We start from the raw sequence: 23,504 nt of genomic DNA, 5'->3' as shown, positions 1-23,504 counted from the left end.
GCCTGGGGCTCTCAGTTCCGCTCATGGCCGCGGATCAGAGCCGCAGATGCCATTTTTCAGAGTTCAAGCGTGGCTGTTTGGCGAGGCTTATCGTGGTTGTCGGGTCCATCTGCGGTCGTAGCGCCAGGGTGCCGGTCGCCAGGCTGATGGCGACGATGCCGGCGACCACAAGGACAATCCGATCGTAGCGCTGCTGTATCGCGTTATTTCCACTCCAGTCATAAGCCATTTGCACGCCCCCGCGTTTTTTGGAATCGTGCCGCATCATGGTTAACCGAAGCTTACGATGGCTCTGTTATTCCTTGCTGTAAGGGCTGCCGCGACAAATCGGCTATTGGCTGACAGGACGGGGTTGTTTAAGTCCGGCAGCGGGAGGTTTGTGAAAGGAATTCGAGACATGGACCAGCAACCGCCCGCCGATATGGAACTCACGCTCAGAACGCTTGCCATGCCCGCCGATGCCAATCCGGCCGGCGATATTTTCGGCGGCTGGGTCATGTCGCAGATGGACCTTGCGGCTTTCGTGCGCGCCAATGATGTGGCCGGTGGTCGCACCGTCACCGTGGCGGTCCATGAAATCGTCTTCAAGAAGCCGGTCAAGATCGGCGATACGCTCTGTGTCTACACACGGATCGAAAAGATCGGACGCACGTCCGTCACGCTCAAGATCGAGGCCTGGACCCGCAGGCATTATCAGGATTCGCGCGACAAGGTGACGGAGGCCGTCTTCATCATGGTGGCCGTGGATGAGAATGGCGAGCCACGCGCGGTGCGCAAGGAGGCGTGAGGCCGGAGCCCGTTTCTTTTCAAAGCAAATTCCGAAGCGCCGGCTGAAAGATCAACTAGTACGGCGCTTTGGCCTTCTCATCATTCGATAATCGTCTGCCCAATACTTTAGAAATATCCAATTTATTTATCAATTTTTGCGATCAAGATGTGGAAGAGGACGGGGATCAGGCTTTGACCATTCCAGGTGTTGTTATTATCGGCGGCGCTCACGGCACGCTTGCCCTTGCCCGCAGCCTCGGCGTCCTGAATGTGCCCGTCTATTACCTCACCCATGATTCACCGCTGCCGGGCTGGTCGCGCTTCGTGCGCGAAACAATCCGCTGGGCCGGTCCGCATGATGACGGGGCGATGGCGTTTTTGCGTCAAATGGCTGAAAAACCGGGCCTGGAGGGCTGCCTGCTGGTGCCATCGGGCGATGGTGAGGTTCAGCTTGTTTCGCAGCATCGCGAGGAGCTTTCGGCGCTCTACAAGATCATTTTGCCGGAGTGGACGAACCTGCAATGGCTGTGTGAAAAACCGCTGCTCTATAAGCGCGCGGCGGAACTCGGCGTCAGCATTCCCCGAACCTATGCGCTGACATCGGCTACCGATATCGACGGGCTGGATGTGATGTTTCCCGTCATTCTCAAACCGAATATGGGGGGCGGCAACACCTCGATCGCCCGGGCGAAAGTTATCCGCGCCGATGACCGGGAGGGGCTGAAAACCGCTTTCGCCGATGCCAGTGGAGAGATCGGCGCCGACAATGTCGTCGTGCAGGAACTCATTCCGGGCGGGGGAGAAAGTCAGTTTTCCTATGCGGCGCTGTGGCTGAACGGTGAACCTATCGCCGAATTCACCGCACGGCGCGCAAGGCAATATCCCGTCGATTTCGGTTATACCAGCACCCGTGTCGAGGTTGTCGATAACCGGCAAGCGACCGAAGCGGCCCGGAAAATATTGAAATCGGCCGGCCACAGCGGGCTGGTCGAAGTGGAATTCAAACTTGACGGCAGAGATGGGGCGCTGAAACTTCTCGATGTCAATCCACGCCCATGGTCGTGGTTCGGCCTCTGTTCGGCCGCCGGCATCGATCTTGGCGGGCTGCTGTGGCGGGTGGCCAATGACATGCCTACCGGGCAGGCAGGCACTGCGCGGCAGGGTACGTCCTGGTCCTACCTCGTTCGCGATACCGTTGCCGCTTTCACGTTGGCACGAAGAGGGCAGGCGAGACTTGGCGATTATCTCGCCTCTCTCGGCAAAATCCGCAGCTGGGCCGCTTTTGCGCCGAACGATCCCCTGCCGGGCCTGATCGATCTGCCGCTGACGGCCTTGCGGGTGTTGAACAAACGTGTTCTTCCCGGTCTGGCGTCGGGACAATCGGCAAGGGCCATGTTGCCGCCGGTCAAACGCTTCGTGAAATACGGGGCCATCAGGGTGGGGCTGGAGGTGAGTTCTCTTTCGGCTATCCGCTCTGCATTTCCATCCCTTGCCGGGCGGGGCGTGATTTTCACGCTTCACCATGTGCGTCCGGGGCATGCGGTCTCGGCTTTTGCACCCAATGTGCAATTATCCGTCACGCCGCAATTTCTGGAAGAGGCCATTGAGGCCGCGCTCGAATCCGGTCTCGTGCCCGTTCATCTGCATGATCTGCCGGCTCTGCTTGCCGACGGCAGCGAAGGTAGGTCGTTTTGCGCCTTCACGCTTGATGACGGCTATCGCAACAATGCCGAACATGCTGCGCCGATCTTCCGCAAATACGCCGTTCCCTACACGATTTTTATCACGCCAGGTTTTGTCGAGCGGAGCCGCAGCCTGTGGTGGGAAACCGCGGCGGCTCTAACGCAGAAAGCCGCATCGTTCGAATTCGATTTCGGCGCAGGGCCGGAGCAGGTGGAATGTGCTACGCCTTCGCAGAAGGTGGAGGCATTCGCCCGGCTCGAAAACTTCGTTCAGGAATCCGTGGAAGATGAGGCGGTGGACAGGATCGATCTTGTTGCGAGGCGGCATGGCATCGACCCCATCGCGATCGTGGACGAACTGGTCATGGATGCGACCGAACTCAGAACGCTGTCGGACGATCCGCTCGTGCATTTTGGTGCGCATACCATGACGCATGTGAATATGCGCAAGATCGATGCGGCGCGTCTCGTCCATGAGATTGAGGAATCGACGCGGTTGGTAGAGGCCTGTGTCGGCCAGCGGCCGCAATCCTTCTCCTATCCCTATGGCTGGGTGAGGGCCGTGGGAGAGCGCGAAGCGAAAGCGGTGTCGGATGCGGGTTTTTCCGTGGCGGTCACCACGCAGGCCGGTGTTCTCGGTCCTCACAGCCTCGAAAAGCCGGCGCAGCTGCCGCGCGTTTCGTTGAACGGGCGCTTTCAGAAAAAGCGCTTCGTCAAGGCGCTCATCTCGGGCCTGCCTTTCCGGTTCATCTAGCGGCCACATCTGCATCTCGTCTTTCGCTGGCCCACGACAATGCGAGGTGCGGTCGCTCTTTGCCATGCTTATGATAATTTTTGTTATTCACATCCTTTTATCTATTGATTATAAATAAATTTATCGATGTAAAACATTACAACTTTTTTGAAGGCTCTGCCCGTGCTGTTGATTTTCGCCGATGATCTGACCGGTGCGCTCGATGCCGCTGCCCCCTTCGCCGGGCGCGGGCTGGCGACCGAGGTTGCGATCGGGCTCGACGGTGTTTGTGAAGCACTTGTGGATGCGCCCGCGGTCCTTAGCGTCAATCTCGGCTGCCGCGATGGTGAAGCGGAGGAAGCTCGCCGCCGCACGCGGGACCTGATGGCACTGGTTCCGGTCGGTACGACATTTTTCAAGAAGATCGATTCCCGGATGAAGGGACATATTGCGGCGGAAATGGACGCGATTTCCTATCGGCGCGCGCTGGTCGCTCCCGCCATTCCCGATTTCGGGCGTATCGTCACCGGCGGGGCCGTGTCCGGTTTCGGTGTCGAGTCCGCCATTTCGGTTGCTGCGAAACTCGGTGGGCATGTTGCGCGCTGCACGATACCGGATACGCGCTCGCAAGGTGATATACACGAGGCTCTCATCGCCGCGCAGACCGAGGGGATCGATCTTCTGGTGGGCGCGCGCGGGCTTGCCGAAGCGCTGGCGGAGACGATGGCGGCCGGGCGCGCTCCGCAGGCGGCGACCATTCCACCCGGCAAGGGTGTTTTTGTCATCGGTTCGCGCGATCCGATCACGGTCGCGCAGATCGACGTTCTCAGGAGCGTCGGGAATGTTTCGCTCATCGAGGCGCCCAATGGCACCGTGCCCCATCAAGTCAGCGATTATTGTGATCTGATCCTGGTTCAGGCAACGCAGGGGTCGGACGATCTCTCGCCGCTTGCGGTTTCCGATCATCTGGCGGAAGGCGTCGTGCCGCATTTCACCGCCGGGGCGAAGCGACTGCTTCTGTCGGGCGGGGCGACTGCCGAAGCCGTGCTGCGAGTGATGGGCATCTCGCGTCTGCGTCTTGCCGGCGAATGCCTGCCGGGTCTTGGCGTTGGCTGGGCCGGAGACCAATGCATCATTGCGAAGTCCGGTGGTTTTGGGCAAGCTGACACGTTGAAACGGATTGCGAAAATGATGCTTGGCGAAAACGACGCTGGAGAGAGCTGACCAGATGGGGCTGATGAAAGAAACGGCGCGCAAGGCACTTCCGGACATTATTTTCGAGAGAATGCACCGGGCGATCAAATCCGGAGCCTATAAGCCGGATGAGCGGCTGCCGACCGAACATGAACTCGCCATGGAATTCGAAGTCTCGCGCCCGGTCGTGCGCGAGGCGCTGCGGCGCTTGCGCGAGCAGGGGTTCATCTATTCCCGCAGGGGTTCCGGCAGCTATGTCAGGGCGTTTGGCCTGCGCGAACCACTTGGTTTCGGCCAGCTGGAAAATGTCGCGGACCTTCTGAACTGTTATGAATTCAGGTTGACGCTGGAGCCGGCCGCGGCCGCTGCAGCGGCCTTGCGGCACGATGCCGAAAGGCTGGCGGCGATCCGCAAGGCGCTCGAACTGATGCGGGACGCCACCAATCGCCAATCCCACCGCGAGGACGCCGATTACCAGTTTCACCTCGCGATCGCGCGGGCGGCCAGGAACAGTTATTTCTCCACCGCCATGGAAGCGCTCAAGGACCATATCGCGGTCGGAATGAAGTTCCACGGAATGTCGGTAAAGCGGGAGGCGTCCGGCTTGACGCGTGTTTTCGCCGAACATGAGGCCATTGCAAAGGCGATTGCCGACGGCGATGCGGAAGCGGCCCGTCAGCTGATGCTCCAGCATCTGACGGGATCACGAGACCGCCTCTTCGAGTCTTCCCACACGGATTAAGGGCCGATGCGTATATCCGCGCACCGGATCTCCCTTCAGAAGGCGTGGCGGTAGATGCCGAGCACGTCCTCAAGGCTCATATCCACCGGGTTGTTATCCATTAGCCGGCGGATGGCATGGGCGTTCTCGGCATAACGGGGCAGATCACCCTCCGTTGCCCCATGCCGTGCGAGTGACATTTCAATGCCGAGCCCGGCGCAGAAATCCGTCGCCGCCTTGCGGAGATCGTCCTGCGAGAGATGACCGCGAAGGCCGAGCGCGCCTGCCACTTCCGCCGTCTTCTCCGAAACAGCGGGCTGGTTGAAGGCCAGAACATGCGGAAAGACGACGGCATTGGCCAGCCCGTGCGGCAGGTTGAGAAGCGTGCCGAGCGGGTAGGCGATGGCGTGGCCGGCGGCGGTATTGACTGGGCCGAGGCAGATGCCGCCGTAATAGGAGGCGAGCATCATGCCCTCCCGCGCTTCAGTATCGGCGCCATCGCGAACGGCGCGCGCCAGATATTTGCCGACCAGCGCAAAGCCCATGCGGGCAAAACCGTCGATCATCGGATGGGCCTTGCGGTTGGTGAAAGCCTCTACGCAATGGGCCATGGCATCCACCCCCGTCGCCGCGGTCACGGCCGGTGGTACGGAATAGGTGAGTTCCGGATCGAGAACGGCAAAATCCGCGATCAGATAAGGGCTTTCGACCGCGATCTTGCTGCCCTTGACAGGATCGGTGATGAGCGAACGGATACCGGCTTCCGAACCGGTGCCGGCGGTGGTGGCGATCTGCACGAGCCGCGTATCGCGCCCGGCAACCCTGTTTGGCCCGGCGACGTCTTCAAGCATCTGGCTGGAGTTCCACAGCGCCGCGACGAGCTTTGCCACATCCATGACAGAACCGCCGCCGAGGCCGATGACGAGATCGGGTTTGGCCGCGCGCGCCGCAGCAAGTGCTGCATCGAGTGTGGCGGTATCCGGCTCACCGGGAATGGCGTCGAAAACGGTAAAGGGGCCCTGCAATTGCAGCCGGTCGACAAATTTAGCCGTCAGCGGCGTGGCGATCACCAGGGTCGAGGTGGTTTTGCCGGCGAAGGCGCCGACCTGCGCAATCGTGCCAGCGCCGACGGCGAGCTTGCGCGGCTGGTGGATGAGAATCGGAGCTGTGGACATGGTGCTCATCCCTTCCTGGCCTTGCCCGCCACGAGCTTTCGCGCATAGGCGATGGCCTCATTCATGTTGCCGTGATTGGCAATGCCCTTGCCGGCAATATCGAAGGCGGTGCCGTGATCGACGGAGGTGCGGTCTATCGGCAGATCGACGGAGACATTGACGGCTGTATCGAAGGCGACGAGCTTGATCGGGATGTGGCCCTGATCATGATATTGCGCGACGACGAGATCGAAAGCGCCGGAATAGGCCCTGTGAAACACGGTATCAGCGGAAATCGGCCCCTGCACCTCGATGCCTTCGGCGCGGGCGGCTGCGATCGCCGGCGCGATCTGATCGTCATCTTCCGTGCCGAACAGGCCGTTTTCACCGCAATGCGGATTGATGCCGGCAACGGCAATACGCGGACGCTCGTAACCGATGCGCTTCAGATGCGCATTGCCGGCACGAATGGTCGCCAGCACCCGTTCCGTCGTCGCCCGGCGAATGGCGTCCTGCAGGGAAACATGGGTCGATACGTGGATCACCTTCAGCCGCTCGGAGGCGAGCAGCATATAGGCGGCGGATGAGCCGGTCAGGCTGCGCAACATGCCGGTATGGCCGTCATAATGGTGGCCTGCCAGATTAAGCGCTTCCTTGTTAATCGGCGCGGTGACAATGCAGCCGATTGTGCCGGCTTCGGCATCGCGCACGGCCTTTTCGATGAAACGAAAGGCGGCGTCGCCAGCCACCGGCGACAGCGTGCCCCAGGCAAGCGGTGCGCCCTCCACCGGCAGGTCGACCACATGGGAGGCGAGATTGATATCAACACCGAGCGCTTCCCGCGCCGCTTCCAGCGTGGGGAGGTTTCCGTAAATCCGGGTTGCATCGCGGTCCGCAGCGGACATGTCCGCCAGTGCCCGAACGGTGATCTCGGGGCCGACGCCGCACGGGTCGCCCATGGTGATGCCAATGATGTTGCTCATCTTTTTCTCCCGTCCTTGGCGTCGGCCCAGCCGGGCGCCAGCCGAACATATTTGATTGCGCGGCGATGATAGGTGTAGCTTGCGTGCAGCGTACCGTCCGGCGCTTCCAGAAGCCATGGATAGGACATTTCGAGATTGCGGCCATCCGTGGAATCGTTTGACAGGCAGGTGCCCGGCCCATCCTCGATCAGAATCCGCGTGGGGAAGGTGCGCCCGTCGTCATCGGACAGGCAGATGGAGACCGGAGCCCGCGGCACGCCCCAGATTGGCACGCATCCGCCGCTCGGATCGGCATCCGGCCTGTCGTCCTCCTCGCCCAGCTCGTCATAGAGCGAGGCGCGCCGGTCACTGGATTCTTGCGCATTGATCGGATTGCAGATCATTGCCAGCCGGCCGTCAGCGAGCCTGATGACGGCAATGGACGAATTGTTGTTGGGCACGTCCGTCGGCTGCGGTTTCGACCAGGAGCGGCCGCCATCAGCACTTTCCGTGCGATAGACGAAATCCGCCTGGCGACGGCGGAAGAAGGCGGCGTAGCGCTCCTCTTCTGCCGCAACCGGGCTCATATGCACGCAGCCGATCGAGTCAGGCAATTCCTGCAATGTCCATGTCGCGCCATTGTCCGGGGATATGCCGAGCGCCGCTGTGTCGTGGCTGCCGTTCCATTTCTGGCCGGGACGCTGGACGCAGCGGAAGATCGGCAGGAGCCAGGCGCCGTCGTCGCGAATGCGAAGCGGCGCGCGGATGAAGCAGCCCTTGGGAAGATCGAGGAAGCGCCCCTCCTCGGATGTGAGTTTTTCCGCTTCCGCCGCGTCGCGGTGAATGCGTGCCATGCGGATGCGGCATTCATCCTGATTGCCTGAAGGCTGAGCGGTGTGAAACAGCCAGAGGGTGCCATCCGGCGCGGTGAAGAGAACCGGATTCTGTTCGGAATGGGCGGAGTCGTGGCTGAGTCGCTGCGGGGCTCCCCAGCTGGTCGCATCGGGCGTCAGTACGGATGCGAAGATCGAAATATCCGACTTGCCTTCCAATGTGCCGCCGAACCAGGCGCAGAGCAGGGTGCCATCATCGAGAAGGTGCAGGAAGCTCGCATGGTTCTGGATCATCGGCGACGGCAGGAAGGCTTCCTGCCGGTTTTCCGACACGGCGTGCATGGCTCCGGTCATGGCGTGAGCGATGTCATCAGGGGTCATCGTGGTCTCCTCTTGTCCTGATGAAAATGACATATTCAAAAAGTTGTCAAGTTTATTTGATGTAAAAACGAGGTCGTATTTTTTTGATTTATGAAATTAAATATCTGTTTTTAAATGATAAAAATAAGATATTTTGCGTGAATAAAAAATCGATCTGAAAAATAAATTGACAAAAAACGCGATAACGCCGATGCTCTGCTCACGGGTGGAGGAGACAGTCATCCGCACGCCATGCTCCTCAATGCAGGAGACGGGGCTTTTCAGAATTCCCCTTGCGGTGCGCCGCCATGTTGCTGAATTTCTGATCTGGGAGGAGAACGGAATGAAGAAGTCATTGATTGCGGGCGCCCTTGTTCTGGGTTCCCTCAGCGCCGCGGTTTCGCCGGTGCTTGCGGCATCGGGGCCGATCAAGATCGTGCTGGCGGAAGAGGCGGACCTGCTGGAGCCTTGCATGGCCACGCGTTCCAACATTGGCCGCATCATCATGGAAAACGTCAGCGAGACGCTGACCGAGCTTGATGTGCGCGGCAAGAACGGCGTGCAGCCGCGCCTTGCCGAAAAATGGGAACAGAACTCGGATGGCAGCTGGCGTTTCCACCTGCGTCAGGGCGTGAAGTTTTCCGACGGTACGGGTTTTGATGCCAAGGATGTGAAGCACAGCTTCGAACGCATCATGAGCGACAAGAACGCCTGCGAATCCCGCCGCTATTTCGGCGGCATGACGGTGACGCCAACGGTTGTCGATGACTACACGATCGATTTCAAGACGGATCCGGCCCAGCCTATCCTGCCGCTCCTGATGTCGCTGGTCACGATCGTTCCGGAAGAAACCAAGATGGAATTCATCCGCGAGCCTGTCGGCACCGGCCCTTACAAGCTGACCAACTGGACGCCCGGCCAGCAGATCGTTCTGACCGCGCGTGATGATTATTGGGGCAAGAAGCCTGAGGTAACGGAAGCGACCTATCTTTTCCGTGCCGATCCTTCCGTTCGCGCCGCCATGGTACAGACCGGCGAGGCCGATCTTTCGCCTTCCATTTCCCAGCTCGACGCCACGAATGCGAAGACCGATTTTTCCTATCTCGACAGTGAAACGGTCTATATGCGCCTCGACCACAATATCGCGCCGCTGAACGATGTGCGGGTGCGCCGCGCGCTCAACCTCGCCATCGACCGGCAGGCCTTCCTCGGCACGCTGGTTCCTGAAGGTGCCGTGCTGGCAACCGCGCTCGTTCCGCCGACCACGCTTGGCTGGAACCCCGACGTCAAGGTTTTCCCCTATGACCCCGATGGCGCAAAGAAGCTGCTCGAGGAAGCCAAGGCTGCCGGCGTGAAAGTGGATACGCCGATCACCATCATCGCGCGCACGGCGAATTTCCCCAATGTCACCGAAATCATGGAGGCTATCCAGCAGCAGCTGCAGGAAGTCGGCTTCAAGATCGACCTGAAATTCGTGGAAGTGGCCGAACACGAGAGCTATTATTCCAAGCCTTTCAAGGAAGGCCGCGGCCCGCAGATCGTCGCCGCCATGCACGACAATTCCAAGGGCGACCCGTCCTTCACCATGTTCTTCAAATACGCCACCAAGGGCACGCAGTCCGGCTTCTCGGACCCCAAGGTGGATGACCTGATCGAACGGGCCTCCGCAGCCGTCGGTGACGAGCGCGCCAAGCTGTGGTCCGAACTCATCGCCTACCTGCACGACGACGTGGTGGCGGATGTGCTTCTGTTCCACATGGTCGGCTTCTCCCGCGTCTCCGAACGACTGGATTTCAAGCCCACCATCGCCACCAACTCGATGCTGCAGCTTTCGGAAATCGGCATCAAGTAAAGCCGGTATCTTATACGCCAAAGAGCGGCGGCAGGGCGAAAGCCTTGCCGCCGTGTTGAAAAACCGGAGGCAACCATGCTGAGCTTCATCCGAAAACGTTCCGTTGCGAGCCTGATTTCCCTGATCGGCCTCATCGTGATGGTTTTCTTCCTTTCCCGCCTGACGGGGGACCCGGCCGCGCTGTTTCTGCCAGTTGAGGCTTCGGAGGAATTGAAGCAGCAGTTTCGTGCGCTGCACGGGCTGAATGATCCGCTGATGGTGCAGTTCCTGCGTTATGCGGGCGATGTGATGACGGGAGATCTCGGGGAATCGCTCAGAAAAGCCCGTCCGGCGCTGGATGTGGTGTTGGAAGCTTTTGTCTGGACGCTCTGGCTCGCGGTTATCACCATGTCGCTCGTCACCACGGCGGCCATCGTTGTCGGCTCGCTTGCGGCTTTCCGGTCTGGCGGCTTTTTCGACCGCATGGCCTCGACCATTTCGCTGATCGGTGCCTCGGTTCCGGATTTCTGGCTGGCCATCGTGGCGATCGTGGTTTTTTCCGTCAATCTCGCCTGGCTGCCTACATCAGGCACCGGCTCGGTGCTGCACTGGATTCTGCCAATTTCGGTGCTGTTCGTGCGCCCCTTCGGTATCATCGTGCAGGTGGTGCGCGGCTCGATGATCGGCGCTTTGTCGTCAGCTTACGTGAAAACGGCGCGCGCCAAGGGTGTGAAATCCGGGCCGATCATCTTCATCCATGCCCTGCGCAACGCCATGCTGCCGGTCATCACCGTCATCGGCGATCAGGCGGCAAGCCTGCTTAACGGCGCTGTCATCGTCGAAACCATCTTCGGTTTCCCAGGCGTCGGCAAGCTGATGATCGATTCCATTCTTCAGCGGGATTTCAACGTCGTTCTGGCCGCCATTCTCGTGACCGCGCTCGTCATCTTCCTGATGAACCTTCTGATCGATATCGCCTATGCGTTGCTCGATCCGCGTATCCGGCACTGAGGGGACCGTTCAGCCATGAGCCTTTTGAACGCCGACACCCAGATCATCGACGAGCCCTCATTCGCAACACGCATGCTGCGCATGTTGTGGGCGGATAAATTCGCGCTCTGTGCCGCGATCTTCCTCGTTATTGTCGTCGTCCTCGCCTTTGTCGGCCCGGCTTGGCTTGGTGATCTCGCGACGAAACAGAACCTGCGCGGGCGCAACCTCGCTCCGTTCGACTGGCAGCGCGAATGGTATTTCTGGCTGGGGGCGGATGCGCTCGGCCGTTCGCTTTTTGCACGCATCGTCGCCGCCACGCAAAACACGCTGATGATTGCTGCGGGCGCCGTGCTTCTCTCCGCTGTCACCGGCACCGTGCTTGGCCTGATCGCCGGCTTTTCTTCGAACCGCACCGGCCAGATCATCATGCGGTTGGCCGATGTGATCATGTCCTTTCCGTCGCTGCTGATAGCGGTCATCGTACTTTATCTGCTCGGCTCCTCCATCCTCAACCTGATGCTGGTTCTGGCGATCACCCGCATCCCCGTCTATATCCGCACCACGAGGGCGGAGGTGCTGGAGGTGCGCGAACGCATGTTCGTGCAGGCTGCGCGCGTCATGGGCGCATCCGGCAAACGCATCCTGTTCCGCCATATCCTGCCGGTAGTGCTGCCGACGCTGACGACATTGGCGACGCTCGATTTCGCCTACGTGATGCTGGCGGAAAGCGCTCTCTCTTTCCTCGGCATCGGCATTCAGCCGCCGGAAATCACCTGGGGCCTGATGATTTCCCAGGGGCGGCAATATCTCACCAATGCCTGGTGGCTCTCCTTCTGGCCGGGGCTTGCCATCATCCTCACCACCCTGTCGCTTAACCTGCTGTCCAACTGGCTGCGCATCGCGCTTGACCCCGTGCAGCGCTGGCGGCTGGAAATGAAGGGCCGCAAGCATGGCTGACCATCTTCTCGACGTGCGCAACCTTTCCGTGGAGTTTCACACCGCAAGCGGTGTCGTGAACGCGGTGAAGGATGTTTCCTACCATATCGACCGTGGCGAAACGCTGGCGATCCTCGGCGAAAGCGGTTCCGGAAAATCGGTATCGTCCTCGGCCATCATGAACCTCATTGACATGCCGCCCGGGCGCATTGGTGGCGGCCAGATATTGCTCGACGGCAAAGACCTGCTGACCATGCCGGACGAGGCGCGCCGCGAGATCAATGGCCGGCGTATCGCCATGATCTTTCAGGATCCGCTCAGCCATCTCAATCCCGTCTATACCGTCGGCTGGCAGATCCGCGAAGCGATGACCACCCACGGCATGGGCAAGGCGGAAGCTGAAGCGGAGGCGAGACGACTTATCGCCCGTGTCGGCATTCCCGATCCCGACAGGGCGCTCTCAAAATATCCGCATGAATTTTCCGGTGGCCAACGTCAGCGTGTCATGATCGCCATGGCGCTTGCGCTGCGGCCCGATCTGTTGATCGCCGACGAGCCGACCACCGCGCTTGACGTGACGGTGCAGGCCGAAGTGCTTGCGCTGCTCAAGGAGTTGCAGCGGGAGACCGGCATGGCCGTGCTCATCATCACCCACGATCTCGGCGTTGTCGCCGAAATCGCCGACCGGGTGGTGGTGATGGAAAAGGGCGTGCTGGTGGAAGCGGGCACGGTCCGCGAGGTTTACCGCAATCCGCAGCATCCCTATACCCGCAAGCTCATCAATGCCGCCCCCGGCAAGGGCGAAATGCATCAGCCGGAAGCAAAGGGTGAACCGCTGCTCAGCGTGCGCGATGTGCGAAAGCGTTACGGCGCATTCGAAGCGCTGAAGGGCGTCTCTTTCGACCTGATGGCCGGCGAGACCATTGCCGTCGTCGGCGAAAGCGGTTCCGGCAAATCGACGCTTGCGCGCATTCTACTGCGGCTCGACGAACCGGATGCGGGCAGCGCCCTATGGAAGGGGCGGGACCTGTTCAAGCTGTCGCCAGCGGAATTGTTTGCGCTGAGGCGCGATCTGCAGATGGTGTTCCAGGACCCCACACAGTCGCTTAACCCCCGCATGACGGTGTTCCAGCTGATCTCCGAAGCCTGGGTCATCCATCCCGACATATTGCCGAAAGCGAATTGGCGCGAACGGGTCGGCGAGTTGCTGCAGCAGGTGGGCCTCTCGCCGGAACATATGCGTCGTTATCCGCACCAGTTTTCCGGCGGCCAGCGGCAGAGGATCGCCATTGCCCGCGCGCTGGCGCTGGAGCCGAAGCTCATCATCTGCGACGAGGCGGTCTCGGCGCTCGATGTTTCTGTTCAGGCGCAGGTCATCGCGCTTCTGGACAAGCTGCGCCGCGACATGGGTCTCTCCTTCATCTTCATCGCCCATGACCTTCCTGTCGTGCGGGATTTTGCCGATCACGTCATGGTTATGCAGCGGGGAGAGGTAGTGGAGTTCGGCACGGTGCGGCAGGTGTTCGAAGCGCCGCGTGAGGCCTATACCCGCGCGCTGCTTGCTGCCAGCCTCGATCCGGATCCCGATATGCAATCCCGGCATCAAGAGGCGGCCGGCCATGCTATTGAAAATTCAAGCGGAGTTCTCCCATGAGCAAACAAGCTTTCGTCGCACTCGTCACCTGTTTCAACGAGGACGAAACCATCAATTACGAGGCGACCCGCGCGCAGGTGCGCCGCCAGGTGGCGGCGGGCAACAACATCATGTGCGCCGGCACCAACGGCGATTTCACCGCGCTGACGCATGAGGAAAAAATCCGCCTGACGGAAGAGGTGGTGGACGAGGTGGCCGGCCGAGCCAGGGTGATCGTCAATGCCGGCATGCCGGCCACGTTCGAAACCCTGCAACTTGCCAAAGCCTTTGACCGTATCGGCATCGACGGCATTGCCGTCATCACGCCCTTCTTCATTGCCTGCACGCAGGATGGCTTGATCCGCCATTTCTCGACGGTGGCCGATGCCGTGGAAACGCCGGTCTATCTCTATGATATTCCTGCCCGCACCCAGAACCACATCGAGCCGGAAACAGCGCGCAAACTCGCGTCTCATGGCAATATCGCCGGCATCAAGGATTCCGGCGGGGCGCAGCAGACGCTCGAGGCCTATCTTCAGGTGGCGAAGGACATGCCGGGTTTCGAGGTCTATTCCGGTCCGGACCACCTCGTTCTCTGGTCGCTGCAGAACGGTGCCGCCGGCTGCATCTCCGGCCTCGGTAACGCCCTGCCGGATGTGCTTGCAGGCATTCTCAACGCATTCAACGCTGGCGATATCGCCGAGGCTGAGCGCCAGCAGGCGATCTATGCCAATTTCCGCACCGATCTCTACGCCCTCGGTTTCGCACCCGCCATGGTCAAGCGCTCACTCTACCTGCAAGATCCCTCCGTCGGTGCCAGTCGCCAGCCGGCCCTTCTGCCGGATCAAGAGCAGGACGACCGGATCCTTGAAATCCTGAAGCGTTATCAACGACTGTAACGCCACCACGGGATGTGGAGGCGTACGGCTGAAGGCCGAGGTGGGTCCTTGGAAATCCGTGAAAGTGGCCACGAGCCGAAGCAATTCGCCCGGCTTCTCCTTGAGGAATAATTTGTGACACAAACACGAAATCCCCCTTGTCAGCCCGATCATTGATGTTTAAGAGGAGCGCGCAACGCAAGCGTTCGCGCATGCGGAGAGGTGGCAGAGTGGTCGAATGCACCGCACTCGAAATGCGGCATACCTGCAAGGGTATCGTGGGTTCGAATCCCACCCTCTCCGCCATTAAGGTTAAGCTGCATATTTTTATCCATCCCGTCACGGCTATTTCACCTGAGTCAGCTAAGACAACCAAATTGGCGATCGGTGATCATTGAATTGTGGGTCCAAGCCGTTCACTCGTGCGCCTCGATAAATCACTGCTAAGAGCAGCACGAAAGGCCCGGAAGAGGCCCCCTCGTCACAGATTTTTGATGTAGAATCGCTTTCACGGGCGAGGGCAGGCGACCGTGCAAAAACCCAGGTGGTCAGCGAATGGAGTACTCGCGCCTGTACACTGCAGAAGTTGGTCCTAAGGAGACTAAATGGGCTACCCGAATGGGCGGGCGCTTGCGGTCCACTGGGTTATTACTTCTTCTTTGCTTGATCGTGATGCCACTTGATGGCGTAGAACATGCCTATGCCCAACACGAGAAGCTTGAATGGTAAGAACACTATAGGGAAAAAATCCCACATTTCGGATATTTCCAGGCTAGGACTCGACACTATCTGTCGTTAGGGAGCAGTACCTTAGAACCGCTGTATATAACATCAGCCATTTTGACGCAGATAAGATCGTAACATTCTCCATCGCCACATGGGTGGGCTTGTCCCATGTTTCGGGACAGGTTGTTTAAACTAACCGTCTACACGAATCCGGCCACCGCCGCAGCTTGGTGGCGGTGGAGGATGAGCCGGAGGTTCGTTCCCGCTCAAGATTGCAGATTCCACAAGGCACCATGTCACCGACTGCGTTTCACGGTGAGCCGGTTTGAGCTTTCGGGAGGCGCGGTGAGGAGATGGTGAGAGGCAGCGCCGTTACGACCACCGGCACGATCAGCGCCGACCAAGCTGCCCCATAGCCAAAACGGTCGACCAGGAGCCCGAACAGGTAAGGACCAATTGCCATGACAGCCAAACAGATCGTGGATGCGAAGGCGATTGTCGATGCTATCGAGCCTTTTGGTGCGCTCTCCGCGATCTGCAGAAGGTAAAGCGGAAACCAGCCGATCCCGAATATCCCCAATATGACAAGCACGAGGAGGATCACCGGCGGTGAAGTGCCGATGGGGAGGAGCGCGAGTAGCGCGGCCGCACCGGCAGCAAGGACGGATACCAGGCCAAACGATTGACCGCGAAGACCGGGCCGAAAGCGATCGCTGAGCCAGGGCAGGAAAATGCGGCCGGGAATGCCCGCAAGCTGTGTTGCTGCAAACATCGAAGAGGCGACAAAAAGGCCAAGCCCCAATCCATCAGCCATGAAGCCGATGACGTGAGCGCTCAGGGTGAATTGAAATGCTGACATGGCAATACCAAGCCGCAATACTGGCCAGAAGCTGCGATCCTGCCCGACGATGCGGACGAGTTTTGCCAGGGGGAGCGGACGCTCGGTTTTCGCCGCCACTTCGCCTCCCTCGCGATACAGCCCCCAGAAAAGTGCTGCGCCGGCGACGGAAACGCCGGCACAGAGCCATGCCGCGGCATGCCACCCGTAACGAACCGCCATGAACGGCAGGAGAGCGGCTGCGATCATCGTTCCGAAGGGAACCGCGGCCTGCCTGAACCCTGTGGCTATTCCACGTTTGGCGGGCGGGAACCAGCGCATGATCGCCCGCGTGCCGCCGGGTTGGACAGCTGCATAGGTGCCACCCAGAAAAGCGATGCAAACGAGCAGCGCGGGCAGACTGTTTGCAAATGTTGCCGCGCAGGCCATGGCGATCGCCATGCCGAGCATGGCAATGCCGACGATACGACGCTCACCGTGAATGTCGATGGCACGGCCGAGCGTGAACATCGTCGCGATCTGGACACCGTTCATGACGGTGACGGCAAGCGACGCCGATGCGAGGGAAACGCCGAATGCTTCCCGCCAGAAGGGCACCAGAATGTAAATGCCCTGCGACACGAATGAGCCTGCGGTCTGCGTTCCGACTGCCACGGCAAGCACTGCCCATATGTGGGGATCGACGGCAGGCGTTGGGGTGGGCGAGGACGAAGAAATCTGCAACGACACGAAAAACTCCTATCTAGAGTTTCACGCAATAGCCGTCTTGAGGAGATGACAGAATTAGGGGCTTGCAAGTTTCAGCGATAACAGCTTGTTATGAAAGCCATGCGCTCATTGGATCCCGAGGCCGTCGAGGCTTTTCTTCTTGTTGCCGAACTGCAGTCGTTCACGCGGGTTGCAGGCGTGATGAATACGACGCAGGCGGCCATATCCCTGCGTTTGCGCCGGCTCGAAGACATGCTGGGACATCGTCTGGTCGAACGGACGCCGCGCCGCGTGCGGTTGACCGCTGCGGGCGAGCGCTTTCTGGAACCAGCGCGCGCCTATGTCGCCGCCGGCCGTCGTGCGCTTGACGTCTTTGGTCAGGAGCCGACGCGGCTGGCGATCGGTGTCACGCATCATCTGATCGGCGCCGACCTTCCTCGAATACTTCGGGTGGTCAGCGAGCGTGAAACGAGCGTTACGCTTCATCTTCGTACGGCCGGCACGAGAACCCTGCTTGATCTCTATGATGCCGGAGAACTCGATGCGATCATTGTGTTGCGGCACGATGATATCCGCCGGGATGGAGAAGCTCTGTTTCAGGAAAGTTTTGGCTGGTACTGCAGCGCGGATTTCGATCTGGCTTCGGACGTCCCAGTGCCGCTGGTGCTGCAACCGGAACCCTGCAATTTGCGAGCCATGGCGCTTCGGGCGCTGGAGACCGCAGAGATCGCCTGGCGCGAGGTGTTTGTCGGCACCGGCGCAACAGCGGTGGGAGCCGCTGCGGAAGCCGGAATCGGCGTCGCGCTTCTGGCGCAAAGTGCTGCTCCTGCGGGTGTGCGGCATGTCAAAAGCCGCACGCTCCCGGAACTTCCGAAACTGGATGTCGTGATGATTTCCACGGTCACCGGCGACCATGCCAACGCGGTGCTTCGACGGATCACGGGGGCATTTCGGTCATCCTGAAGCGCGGGACGTTTACGGCCGAGGTGAAACGGCTTCGACTAAAACACAAAGACATCTTGTGTTTTATTGAACATCCTCATGCAGAGACTTCTCAAAGTCCACACTCCTATCCGTTCCTCTTGGTGACGGATAGGAAAAACGGTCGAACTCGCTGTAACCCTGGCTCCTCCAGAAGCTGAGTGTGTCAGCTGTTTCTGCATCGGCATGAAGGTAGGACGTGATGTAGCCCAGCGCGCGTGCCCTGGTCTCCAGAGCTGCCACGACCGACGACCCCAGTCCTTTCCGCCGAGCGTCTGGTTCCAGATAGACCCGGGCGATCTGACACACCCTGTCCGCGTCGGGGTAGCGATCTCGCAAGCGCTCTCTCGTGGATGGCTTTGTTGCCAAGCCGTAGAGACCTCCAGTGGCGATGATGTGTCCTCCGTCACCCCGGACAAGGAGAAAGCCTCCGCGCTTCCCATTCGAAAACCAGTTTTCGGGGGCGCTTTTCAACAGTGAATCCAGATCGGAGTGCCAGGCTGGTGTGTAACCGATCCCGTAGAATTCATTGATCATCCGCAGACAGAAGGCTCGCGCTTCTGCTTTTACCTCACTTGCGGCATCATCTGCCAGCCATGCCGACGATGAGTTCTCAATATGCATACAGATGCCTCCTCCTGCCAGGGCTGCGAACCGATCGAAATCGACTCGTCACGCGAATGTTTGACGCGACGTTTCGAGAAACCCGGCGATGAAATCGACGGTATCGTCGCCCTCTCTTAAGCCGAGATGGATGCTTTTCTGGATGCCGCTCTGACCGATGCGGACAGCGCGGACACCGAGTGCTGCCGCTTCCCGTCGCACCAGCCAATCGGGAATGGCGCTGACCCCGCGGCCTGCGGCCACGAGCTGAAGCATCATTTCCGTTGTCTCGATATTCCGGTGATGGCGCGGGCGGCAATTGGCGGGCACCAGGAATTGCGTGAACACATCCAGCCGCTCCGGCGGCACCGGATAGGTGAACAGCGTCTCATTCAGCAGATCCGCAGGTTCGGCATGGCGTTTCAGCGTCAGGGGGTGATCGACTGGCACCGCCAGCACCAGTTCGTAGTCGAACACCGGCAAATAGTGAATTCCGGGCATCTCGATCGGATCCGGTGTGATCAGGATATCAATCTCATATCCAGCCAGCGCCGTGACGCCGCCGAAAGCGAACGAGGTCGTGAGTTCCAAACCCACATCCGGCCATTCCATGAGATAGGGTTTTGTGACACTCATCAGCCACTGGTGGCACGGGTGGCATTCCATGCCGATCTTGAGCGAGCCTCGCTGTCCGTGGCGATAATCCGACAGAACATTCTCAGCCCTCTCGATCTGGGGCAGAACGCGCTGTGCCAGTGTCAGGATGTAGCGGCCGGCGTCGGTGAGACGAAGGTTGCGGCCATCCTTTTCCCACATCGCCACGCCGTATCGATCTTCCAGCTTGCGGATTGTGTGGCTGAGAGCCGACTGGGAGACATTCAGCCGCTCGGCAGCCGCCGTGAGGCTGCCCATGCGGTCGACTTCGCGCAGGATCGAAAGATGTTGCCTGTCGAGCATGGCTATTCTCCCCCCTTGTCAAGGGAAACGACTTCGGCGGGGTCGAGAATGGGAGCCGGCCGGTGGTCCTTGTCGATCGCCACCATGGTGAAGTGTCCGGTGGCCGTAATGTGCCTCTCGCCTGTCAGAAGATTTTCGGACCAGAGTTTTGTCTGGATCGACATGGAGCTGCGGCCCACGCGTTCGATACGTGCCTCAGCCTCGACAATCTCGCCGATCTCGATTGCTCTTGAAAAATCGATGCGCTCGGATGAGGCCAGCACCACCAGCTTGCCGCAGTACCGCGACGCTGCAACGAAAGCGGCTTTGGTCATATAGGCGATTGCTTCGCCCCCGAACATCCGGCCAGCGCTGTTTGCCTGATCCGGAAAGACGATTTCGACCATGGTAACGGCATCGCTTGGATCAGGGGTCTCTTCAGGGAGGAGTTCGGGCAGGACATAACGCGCGGCGTCCTCACCTTCCGGTATGGCTACCATATGGAAGATGCCCCGCGTACAGATGTGTCGCTGGCGGCCGACAATGGTTTCCGCCGCCATTTCGACCTCGACTGTCAGGGAACGACGTCCAGCCTTCACTGGTCTCGCGCTGAATTCGACGATGTGCCCAATGCGTGCGGGTTGTCTGAAATCGATACGTTCGCAGGAGGCGGTGACGAAGGGCGCGCGTCCGAAGCGGGTCGCCGCAATGAAGGCGACGCGATCCATAAGGGCTAGGCCGGTTCCCCCGAAGAGGGTACCGTGATGGTTGGTATCTCCGGGAAAGACGATATCGATGAGACGGGTTATCGAGCCGCGCTTGGCAGGCTTTCCTATCGTTGCGGTCTTTGTCATCGGCGCTGCCATCAGGTTGCGGCAGGGCGGGACATGACGCAGAGGCAGAGGCACGGAAATGCCTGTCGCGAAAGCGGCACTCCGGGACACCCCGCCCGTGGACGTTATCTATCGCGGCAGGTCTCCTGGCTTGCGGGTCATCGCTTTGGTCCGTCTTCCCGAGGCACGCCTCAGTGACATGATGGACTTTCACTCGTCGCTTACAGTTGCGGGGGCAGCTGCGGCTTCAGGCTATGATCAAAGCCCTCACCGAATTCCCTCTTAGCTCCGGACCTTCGTCCGCAGAACCACGATGACCAACCAATGTCGCATGTCGTTGAACTGGTCAAGGCATCTGTCACTGGAATGTAATGGAAGCGCTGAGAGGTTCGGAGCAGACGACGTCCAGTCAGCGCGACGCCAAATCATGAACATGGCTCATGCATCAATGAGATAAAACCATTGTTACTCGATCAACGTCTCAGGCATATATCACGCACAGTCTCAAGTATGGATAGCAGGAATGTTGCTGACCGGAGATAATGGAAAATAATAAATCCGTATATCCTGAAATATAATTCAAAAAATGCAGGGCTATATCGGGAATTTGGACGTCGGATCGCGATGAGCAGAGATTTTGATTTTGATATCAAGAGAATATCTTTTAATGAGGATTATCATCCTTCAGAAAATACGCGTGTTACGACCAACTTCGCCAATCTGGCTAGAGGGGCGAACCGACAGGAGAATTTGCGCAACGCCCTGAGGATGATCGACAATCGCTTCAACACGCTGGCGCATTGGGATAACCCTGAAGGCGATCGCTATTCTGTCGAGCTCGAAATCATATCCGTCGAAATGAATATGGGTGCCGAAGGCAAGAATGATGCCTTCCCACTGATTGAAATCCTGAAAACGAACATCGTTGATCGAAAAACCAACGAGCGCATCGATGGCATTGTCGGCAATAATTTTTCCTCCTATGTCCGGGATTACGACTTCAGCGTATTGCTGCCGGAGCACAACAGGGATCGGCCGCAATTCAGCACGCCAGACAAATTTGGTGAGCTGCACGGAAACCTGTTCAAATGTTTCCTGAACTCGGCTGCTTACAAAGAGAATTTCAGCAAGCCGCCAGTCATATGCCTGAGTGCATCAAGCAGCAAAACCTATCATCGGACTGACAATCAGCATCCCGTACTGGGTGTCGAATACCAGCAGAATGAGTTCTCTTCGACCGACCAGTATTTCAAAAAAATGGGGTTGGAGGTCCGCTATTTCATGCCTTTGAATAGCGTTGCGCCATTGGCTTTTTACTATACCGGCGACCTGCTTGGTGACTACACCAATCTCGAGCTTATCAGCACTGTCAGCACGATGGAGACTTTTCAAAAGATTTATCGGCCCGAGATTTATAACGCCAATTCTGCGGCGGGCGCTCGCTATCAGCCAGACCTGAAGCACCAGGATTATTCACTCACTCGAATTGTCTACGATCGGGAAGAACGTAGCCGGCTAGCTATCGAGCAGGGCAGGTTTGCCGAGCAGCATTTCATCAATCCATACAAGACCATTCTTGAGAGATGGTCCGCCGATTGCGTTCGTTGACGAACAAAACACAAGGTAATCTATCATGAAAACACTGTTGCCCACGTCAACCGCCGGCAGTTTGCCAAAACCCTCTTGGCTTGCACAACCTGAAAAACTCTGGTCACCCTGGAAATTGCAGGATGAGGAATTGATTGAGGGCAAACGAGATGCCCTGCGATTGTCCCTGAACGATCAACAACAGGCAGGCATCGATATCGTCAGTGACGGCGAGCAGACGCGCCAACATTTTGTTACGACGTTTATCGAGCACCTCAGCGGCGTCGATTTTGAGAAACGCGAGACCGTCAGAATCCGCAATCGCTACGATGCCAGTGTGCCGACGGTCGTTGGTGCAGTGTCTCGCGAAAAGCCGGTTTTTGTTGAAGATGCCAAATTCTTGCGTCAGCAAACCAGTCAGCCTATCAAATGGGCCCTGCCAGGTCCCATGACCATGATCGATACGCTCTATGACAGCCACTATAAAAGTCGCGAAAAACTGGCCTGGGAATTCGCCAAAATCCTCAATCAGGAAGCCAGAGAACTGGAGGCTGCCGGTATCGACATCATCCAGTTCGACGAGCCCGCATTCAATGTCTTTTTCGACGAGGTGAATGACTGGGGCGTTGCCACGCTCGAGAAGGCAATCGAAGGGCTCAAGTGCGAAACCGCCGTGCATATTTGTTATGGTTACGGCATCAAGGCCAATACGGATTGGAAAAAGACCCTGGGGTCGGAGTGGCGGCAATATGAGGAAGCATTTCCCAAACTGCAGAAGTCCAATATCGATCTGATCTCGCTGGAATGCCACAACTCTCGTGTTCCGATGGATCTTATCGAGCTCATTCGCGGTAAAAAGGTGATGGTTGGCGCCATTGACGTGGCAACCAGTGCCATCGAAACCCCCGAGGAAGTCGCGGATACCCTGCGAAAAGCGCTTCAGTTTGTAGATGCCGACAAGCTCTATCCCTGCACCAATTGCGGCATGGCGCCCCTCTCGCGTCAGGTCGCAAGAGGCAAGCTGAATGCTTTGGGTGCAGGAGCGGAAATCATCCGAAGGGAGCTTTCGGCGTAGTGCGGGGTGATGCATGGCGGTTCACCCCTTAGGGGCGAAGACTAAATTGGAAGACTGGGGGAATGCCGGCAAGTGAGGGGTTACATCCGCCATTGCCTCTCGCGGCAGAGGCGTTATCATGGTCGTGCTGTAAGATGGTAAGCTTTGGGAGGAGCGATACGTGAGACGGATGTGGCCAGACGAATTTGCCTTTCTGCTTGATGATGCGGAAGAGGTTGACCTTCATATTCCACCGGTAGCACACGACGATGGTTCGCCCGGAAAAGCGATATCCAGAAGGGCCTTGAAAGCCCGTATCAACCAGCAGGATTTTGAGAAAATCTGGCCTCTTGCGGAGGTTCGCTATCGGTTGAACGGCAGGTTTTCGGGCAAGGCGATTACGCTGATCGCCAACAACCCCCACTACCAGAAATGGCACCCTTCCGATGGTGGCAGCGTCGAGAGCGTGTCCGATAGCGGCCAGAAACACACGACGCCCTATGTGATCGTGCACTTTCTTCTGGATGACGTTCGCGAAACTGCCGAAGCCTGAAGTCCGC

At 58.8% G+C, this 23,504-nt stretch carries 21 protein-coding genes, 1 tRNA gene and 1 riboswitch; of the genes, 14 read left to right on the top strand and 8 right to left on the bottom strand.

What is annotated here, in order from left to right; all coding sequences use genetic code 11:
• Positions 1-34: 34 nt before the first annotated feature.
• On the bottom strand, positions 35-229 hold the full coding sequence (locus CFBP5499_RS20050) for a hypothetical protein (RefSeq protein ID WP_233284222.1): 195 nt from the start codon (positions 227-229) through the stop codon (positions 35-37).
• A gap of 168 nt (positions 230-397) precedes the next feature.
• On the opposite strand from CFBP5499_RS20050, the gene CFBP5499_RS20045 reads away from it, so the two are divergent.
• From CFBP5499_RS20045 to CFBP5499_RS20030, 4 genes are all read left to right on the top strand, one after another.
• On the top strand, positions 398-787 hold the full coding sequence (locus tag CFBP5499_RS20045; protein WP_080829012.1) for an acyl-CoA thioesterase: 390 nt from the start codon (positions 398-400) through the stop codon (positions 785-787).
• Positions 788-960: 173 nt separating this feature from the next.
• A complete protein-coding gene (locus CFBP5499_RS20040) occupies positions 961-3,204 on the top strand; it encodes a polysaccharide deacetylase family protein (RefSeq protein WP_080829014.1) in 2,244 nt (747 codons plus the stop codon).
• A 162-nt stretch (positions 3,205-3,366) separates the two neighbouring features.
• Complete coding sequence (locus CFBP5499_RS20035) at positions 3,367-4,407, top strand: four-carbon acid sugar kinase family protein (protein WP_080829016.1); 1,041 nt, start codon at positions 3,367-3,369, stop codon at positions 4,405-4,407.
• 4 nt (positions 4,408-4,411) lie between these two features.
• Positions 4,412-5,119: a FadR/GntR family transcriptional regulator gene (locus CFBP5499_RS20030; protein WP_080829018.1), complete on the top strand. Its 708-nt coding sequence runs from the start codon at positions 4,412-4,414 to the stop codon at positions 5,117-5,119.
• A 35-nt stretch (positions 5,120-5,154) separates the two neighbouring features.
• Here the strand turns inward: CFBP5499_RS20030 and CFBP5499_RS20025 are convergent, their stop codons facing one another.
• The 3 genes from CFBP5499_RS20025 to CFBP5499_RS20015 are packed head-to-tail and all read right to left on the bottom strand — an operon-like array spanning position 5,155 to position 8,428.
• Positions 5,155-6,282, bottom strand: a complete 1,128-nt coding sequence (locus tag CFBP5499_RS20025; protein WP_080829021.1) for an iron-containing alcohol dehydrogenase — start codon at positions 6,280-6,282, stop codon at positions 5,155-5,157.
• The gene (pdxA, locus tag CFBP5499_RS20020; protein WP_080829023.1) at positions 6,279-7,235 is read right to left on the bottom strand and encodes a 4-hydroxythreonine-4-phosphate dehydrogenase PdxA; all 957 of its coding nucleotides are present in this window, start codon (positions 7,233-7,235) and stop codon (positions 6,279-6,281) included. Before pdxA ends, CFBP5499_RS20025 begins: the two co-directional genes overlap by 4 nt.
• Positions 7,232-8,428, bottom strand: coding sequence for a sialidase family protein (locus CFBP5499_RS20015; protein WP_080829025.1), 1,197 nt, complete (start codon positions 8,426-8,428; stop codon positions 7,232-7,234). Before CFBP5499_RS20015 ends, pdxA begins: the two co-directional genes overlap by 4 nt.
• A gap of 322 nt (positions 8,429-8,750) precedes the next feature.
• Between CFBP5499_RS20015 and CFBP5499_RS20010 the strand changes: the two genes are divergently transcribed.
• The 6 genes from CFBP5499_RS20010 to CFBP5499_RS19985 all read left to right on the top strand — a co-directional run bounded on the left by CFBP5499_RS20010 (position 8,751) and on the right by CFBP5499_RS19985 (position 14,984).
• A complete protein-coding gene (locus tag CFBP5499_RS20010; RefSeq protein ID WP_080830174.1) occupies positions 8,751-10,259 on the top strand; it encodes an ABC transporter substrate-binding protein in 1,509 nt (502 codons plus the stop codon).
• A gap of 75 nt (positions 10,260-10,334) precedes the next feature.
• Positions 10,335-11,249, top strand: a complete 915-nt coding sequence (locus CFBP5499_RS20005) for an ABC transporter permease (RefSeq protein ID WP_080829030.1) — start codon at positions 10,335-10,337, stop codon at positions 11,247-11,249.
• Between the two features lie 15 nt (positions 11,250-11,264).
• Positions 11,265-12,188, top strand: a complete 924-nt coding sequence (locus tag CFBP5499_RS20000) for an ABC transporter permease (RefSeq protein WP_080829032.1) — start codon at positions 11,265-11,267, stop codon at positions 12,186-12,188.
• Complete coding sequence (locus CFBP5499_RS19995; RefSeq protein WP_080829034.1) at positions 12,181-13,821, top strand: ABC transporter ATP-binding protein; 1,641 nt, start codon at positions 12,181-12,183, stop codon at positions 13,819-13,821. The genes CFBP5499_RS20000 and CFBP5499_RS19995 overlap by 8 nt, the downstream gene beginning before the upstream one ends.
• Positions 13,818-14,699, top strand: coding sequence for a dihydrodipicolinate synthase family protein (locus CFBP5499_RS19990; RefSeq protein ID WP_080829036.1), 882 nt, complete (start codon positions 13,818-13,820; stop codon positions 14,697-14,699). The genes CFBP5499_RS19995 and CFBP5499_RS19990 overlap by 4 nt, the downstream gene beginning before the upstream one ends.
• A gap of 195 nt (positions 14,700-14,894) precedes the next feature.
• Positions 14,895-14,984: transfer RNA gene (locus CFBP5499_RS19985), tRNA-Ser, on the top strand.
• Between the two features lie 730 nt (positions 14,985-15,714).
• Here the strand turns inward: CFBP5499_RS19985 and CFBP5499_RS19975 are convergent.
• Positions 15,715-16,971, bottom strand: a complete 1,257-nt coding sequence (locus CFBP5499_RS19975; protein ID WP_080829040.1) for an MFS transporter — start codon at positions 16,969-16,971, stop codon at positions 15,715-15,717.
• Positions 16,972-17,061: 90 nt separating this feature from the next.
• Between CFBP5499_RS19975 and CFBP5499_RS19970 the strand changes: the two genes are divergently transcribed.
• On the top strand, positions 17,062-17,913 hold the full coding sequence (locus CFBP5499_RS19970) for a LysR family transcriptional regulator (protein ID WP_080829042.1): 852 nt from the start codon (positions 17,062-17,064) through the stop codon (positions 17,911-17,913).
• Between the two features lie 63 nt (positions 17,914-17,976).
• Here the strand turns inward: CFBP5499_RS19970 and CFBP5499_RS19965 are convergent, their stop codons facing one another.
• The 3 genes from CFBP5499_RS19965 to CFBP5499_RS19955 are packed head-to-tail and all read right to left on the bottom strand — an operon-like array spanning position 17,977 to position 20,324.
• Positions 17,977-18,555 carry a GNAT family N-acetyltransferase gene (locus CFBP5499_RS19965; RefSeq protein WP_080829044.1) on the bottom strand — a complete coding sequence of 193 codons (579 nt, stop codon included), beginning with the start codon at positions 18,553-18,555 and terminating at the stop codon, positions 17,977-17,979.
• Positions 18,556-18,603: 48 nt separating this feature from the next.
• Positions 18,604-19,491 (bottom strand): LysR family transcriptional regulator, encoded by an 888-nt coding sequence (locus CFBP5499_RS19960; RefSeq protein WP_080829047.1) that lies wholly within the window; start codon positions 19,489-19,491, stop codon positions 18,604-18,606.
• A gap of 2 nt (positions 19,492-19,493) precedes the next feature.
• The gene (locus CFBP5499_RS19955) at positions 19,494-20,324 is read right to left on the bottom strand and encodes an acyl-CoA thioesterase (protein ID WP_080830175.1); all 831 of its coding nucleotides are present in this window, start codon (positions 20,322-20,324) and stop codon (positions 19,494-19,496) included.
• A 98-nt stretch (positions 20,325-20,422) separates the two neighbouring features.
• Positions 20,423-20,631, bottom strand: a riboswitch (cobalamin riboswitch).
• Between the two features lie 296 nt (positions 20,632-20,927).
• Here CFBP5499_RS19955 and CFBP5499_RS19950 point away from each other — a divergent pair.
• The 3 genes from CFBP5499_RS19950 to CFBP5499_RS30120 all read left to right on the top strand — a co-directional run bounded on the left by CFBP5499_RS19950 (position 20,928) and on the right by CFBP5499_RS30120 (position 23,497).
• Positions 20,928-21,911, top strand: coding sequence for a DUF1852 domain-containing protein (locus CFBP5499_RS19950; protein WP_080829049.1), 984 nt, complete (start codon positions 20,928-20,930; stop codon positions 21,909-21,911).
• A 25-nt stretch (positions 21,912-21,936) separates the two neighbouring features.
• Positions 21,937-22,965, top strand: coding sequence for a methionine synthase (locus CFBP5499_RS19945; protein ID WP_080829051.1), 1,029 nt, complete (start codon positions 21,937-21,939; stop codon positions 22,963-22,965).
• Between the two features lie 169 nt (positions 22,966-23,134).
• Positions 23,135-23,497, top strand: a complete 363-nt coding sequence (locus tag CFBP5499_RS30120) for a hypothetical protein (protein ID WP_175416902.1) — start codon at positions 23,135-23,137, stop codon at positions 23,495-23,497.
• Positions 23,498-23,504: the final 7 nt, after the last annotated feature.

The sequence above is a fragment of the Agrobacterium tumefaciens genome, from assembly GCF_005221325.1.
GTDB lineage: Bacteria > Pseudomonadota > Alphaproteobacteria > Rhizobiales > Rhizobiaceae > Agrobacterium.
The sequence above is the reverse complement of the archived record's forward strand: the minus strand, read 5'-3'. Positions and strand labels throughout refer to the sequence as shown.

Coding starts and splice junctions, on each gene's coding strand:
- CFBP5499_RS19960 (WP_080829047.1), bottom strand. CDS start 19,491: ATGCTCGACAGGCAACATCTTTCGATCCTGCGCGAAGTCGACCGCATG.
- CFBP5499_RS20015 (WP_080829025.1), bottom strand. CDS start 8,428: ATGACCCCTGATGACATCGCTCACGCCATGACCGGAGCCATGCACGCC.
- CFBP5499_RS20010 (WP_080830174.1), top strand. CDS start 8,751: ATGAAGAAGTCATTGATTGCGGGCGCCCTTGTTCTGGGTTCCCTCAGC.
- pdxA (WP_080829023.1), bottom strand. CDS start 7,235: ATGAGCAACATCATTGGCATCACCATGGGCGACCCGTGCGGCGTCGGC.
- CFBP5499_RS19945 (WP_080829051.1), top strand. CDS start 21,937: ATGAAAACACTGTTGCCCACGTCAACCGCCGGCAGTTTGCCAAAACCC.
- CFBP5499_RS20045 (WP_080829012.1), top strand. CDS start 398: ATGGACCAGCAACCGCCCGCCGATATGGAACTCACGCTCAGAACGCTT.
- CFBP5499_RS20050 (WP_233284222.1), bottom strand. CDS start 229: ATGGCTTATGACTGGAGTGGAAATAACGCGATACAGCAGCGCTACGAT.
- CFBP5499_RS19970 (WP_080829042.1), top strand. CDS start 17,062: ATGAAAGCCATGCGCTCATTGGATCCCGAGGCCGTCGAGGCTTTTCTT.
- CFBP5499_RS30120 (WP_175416902.1), top strand. CDS start 23,135: ATGTGGCCAGACGAATTTGCCTTTCTGCTTGATGATGCGGAAGAGGTT.
- CFBP5499_RS19950 (WP_080829049.1), top strand. CDS start 20,928: ATGAGCAGAGATTTTGATTTTGATATCAAGAGAATATCTTTTAATGAG.
- CFBP5499_RS20005 (WP_080829030.1), top strand. CDS start 10,335: ATGCTGAGCTTCATCCGAAAACGTTCCGTTGCGAGCCTGATTTCCCTG.
- CFBP5499_RS20000 (WP_080829032.1), top strand. CDS start 11,265: ATGAGCCTTTTGAACGCCGACACCCAGATCATCGACGAGCCCTCATTC.
- CFBP5499_RS19995 (WP_080829034.1), top strand. CDS start 12,181: ATGGCTGACCATCTTCTCGACGTGCGCAACCTTTCCGTGGAGTTTCAC.
- CFBP5499_RS19955 (WP_080830175.1), bottom strand. CDS start 20,324: ATGACAAAGACCGCAACGATAGGAAAGCCTGCCAAGCGCGGCTCGATA.
- CFBP5499_RS20025 (WP_080829021.1), bottom strand. CDS start 6,282: ATGAGCACCATGTCCACAGCTCCGATTCTCATCCACCAGCCGCGCAAG.
- CFBP5499_RS20030 (WP_080829018.1), top strand. CDS start 4,412: ATGGGGCTGATGAAAGAAACGGCGCGCAAGGCACTTCCGGACATTATT.
- CFBP5499_RS19965 (WP_080829044.1), bottom strand. CDS start 18,555: ATGCATATTGAGAACTCATCGTCGGCATGGCTGGCAGATGATGCCGCA.
- CFBP5499_RS19990 (WP_080829036.1), top strand. CDS start 13,818: ATGAGCAAACAAGCTTTCGTCGCACTCGTCACCTGTTTCAACGAGGAC.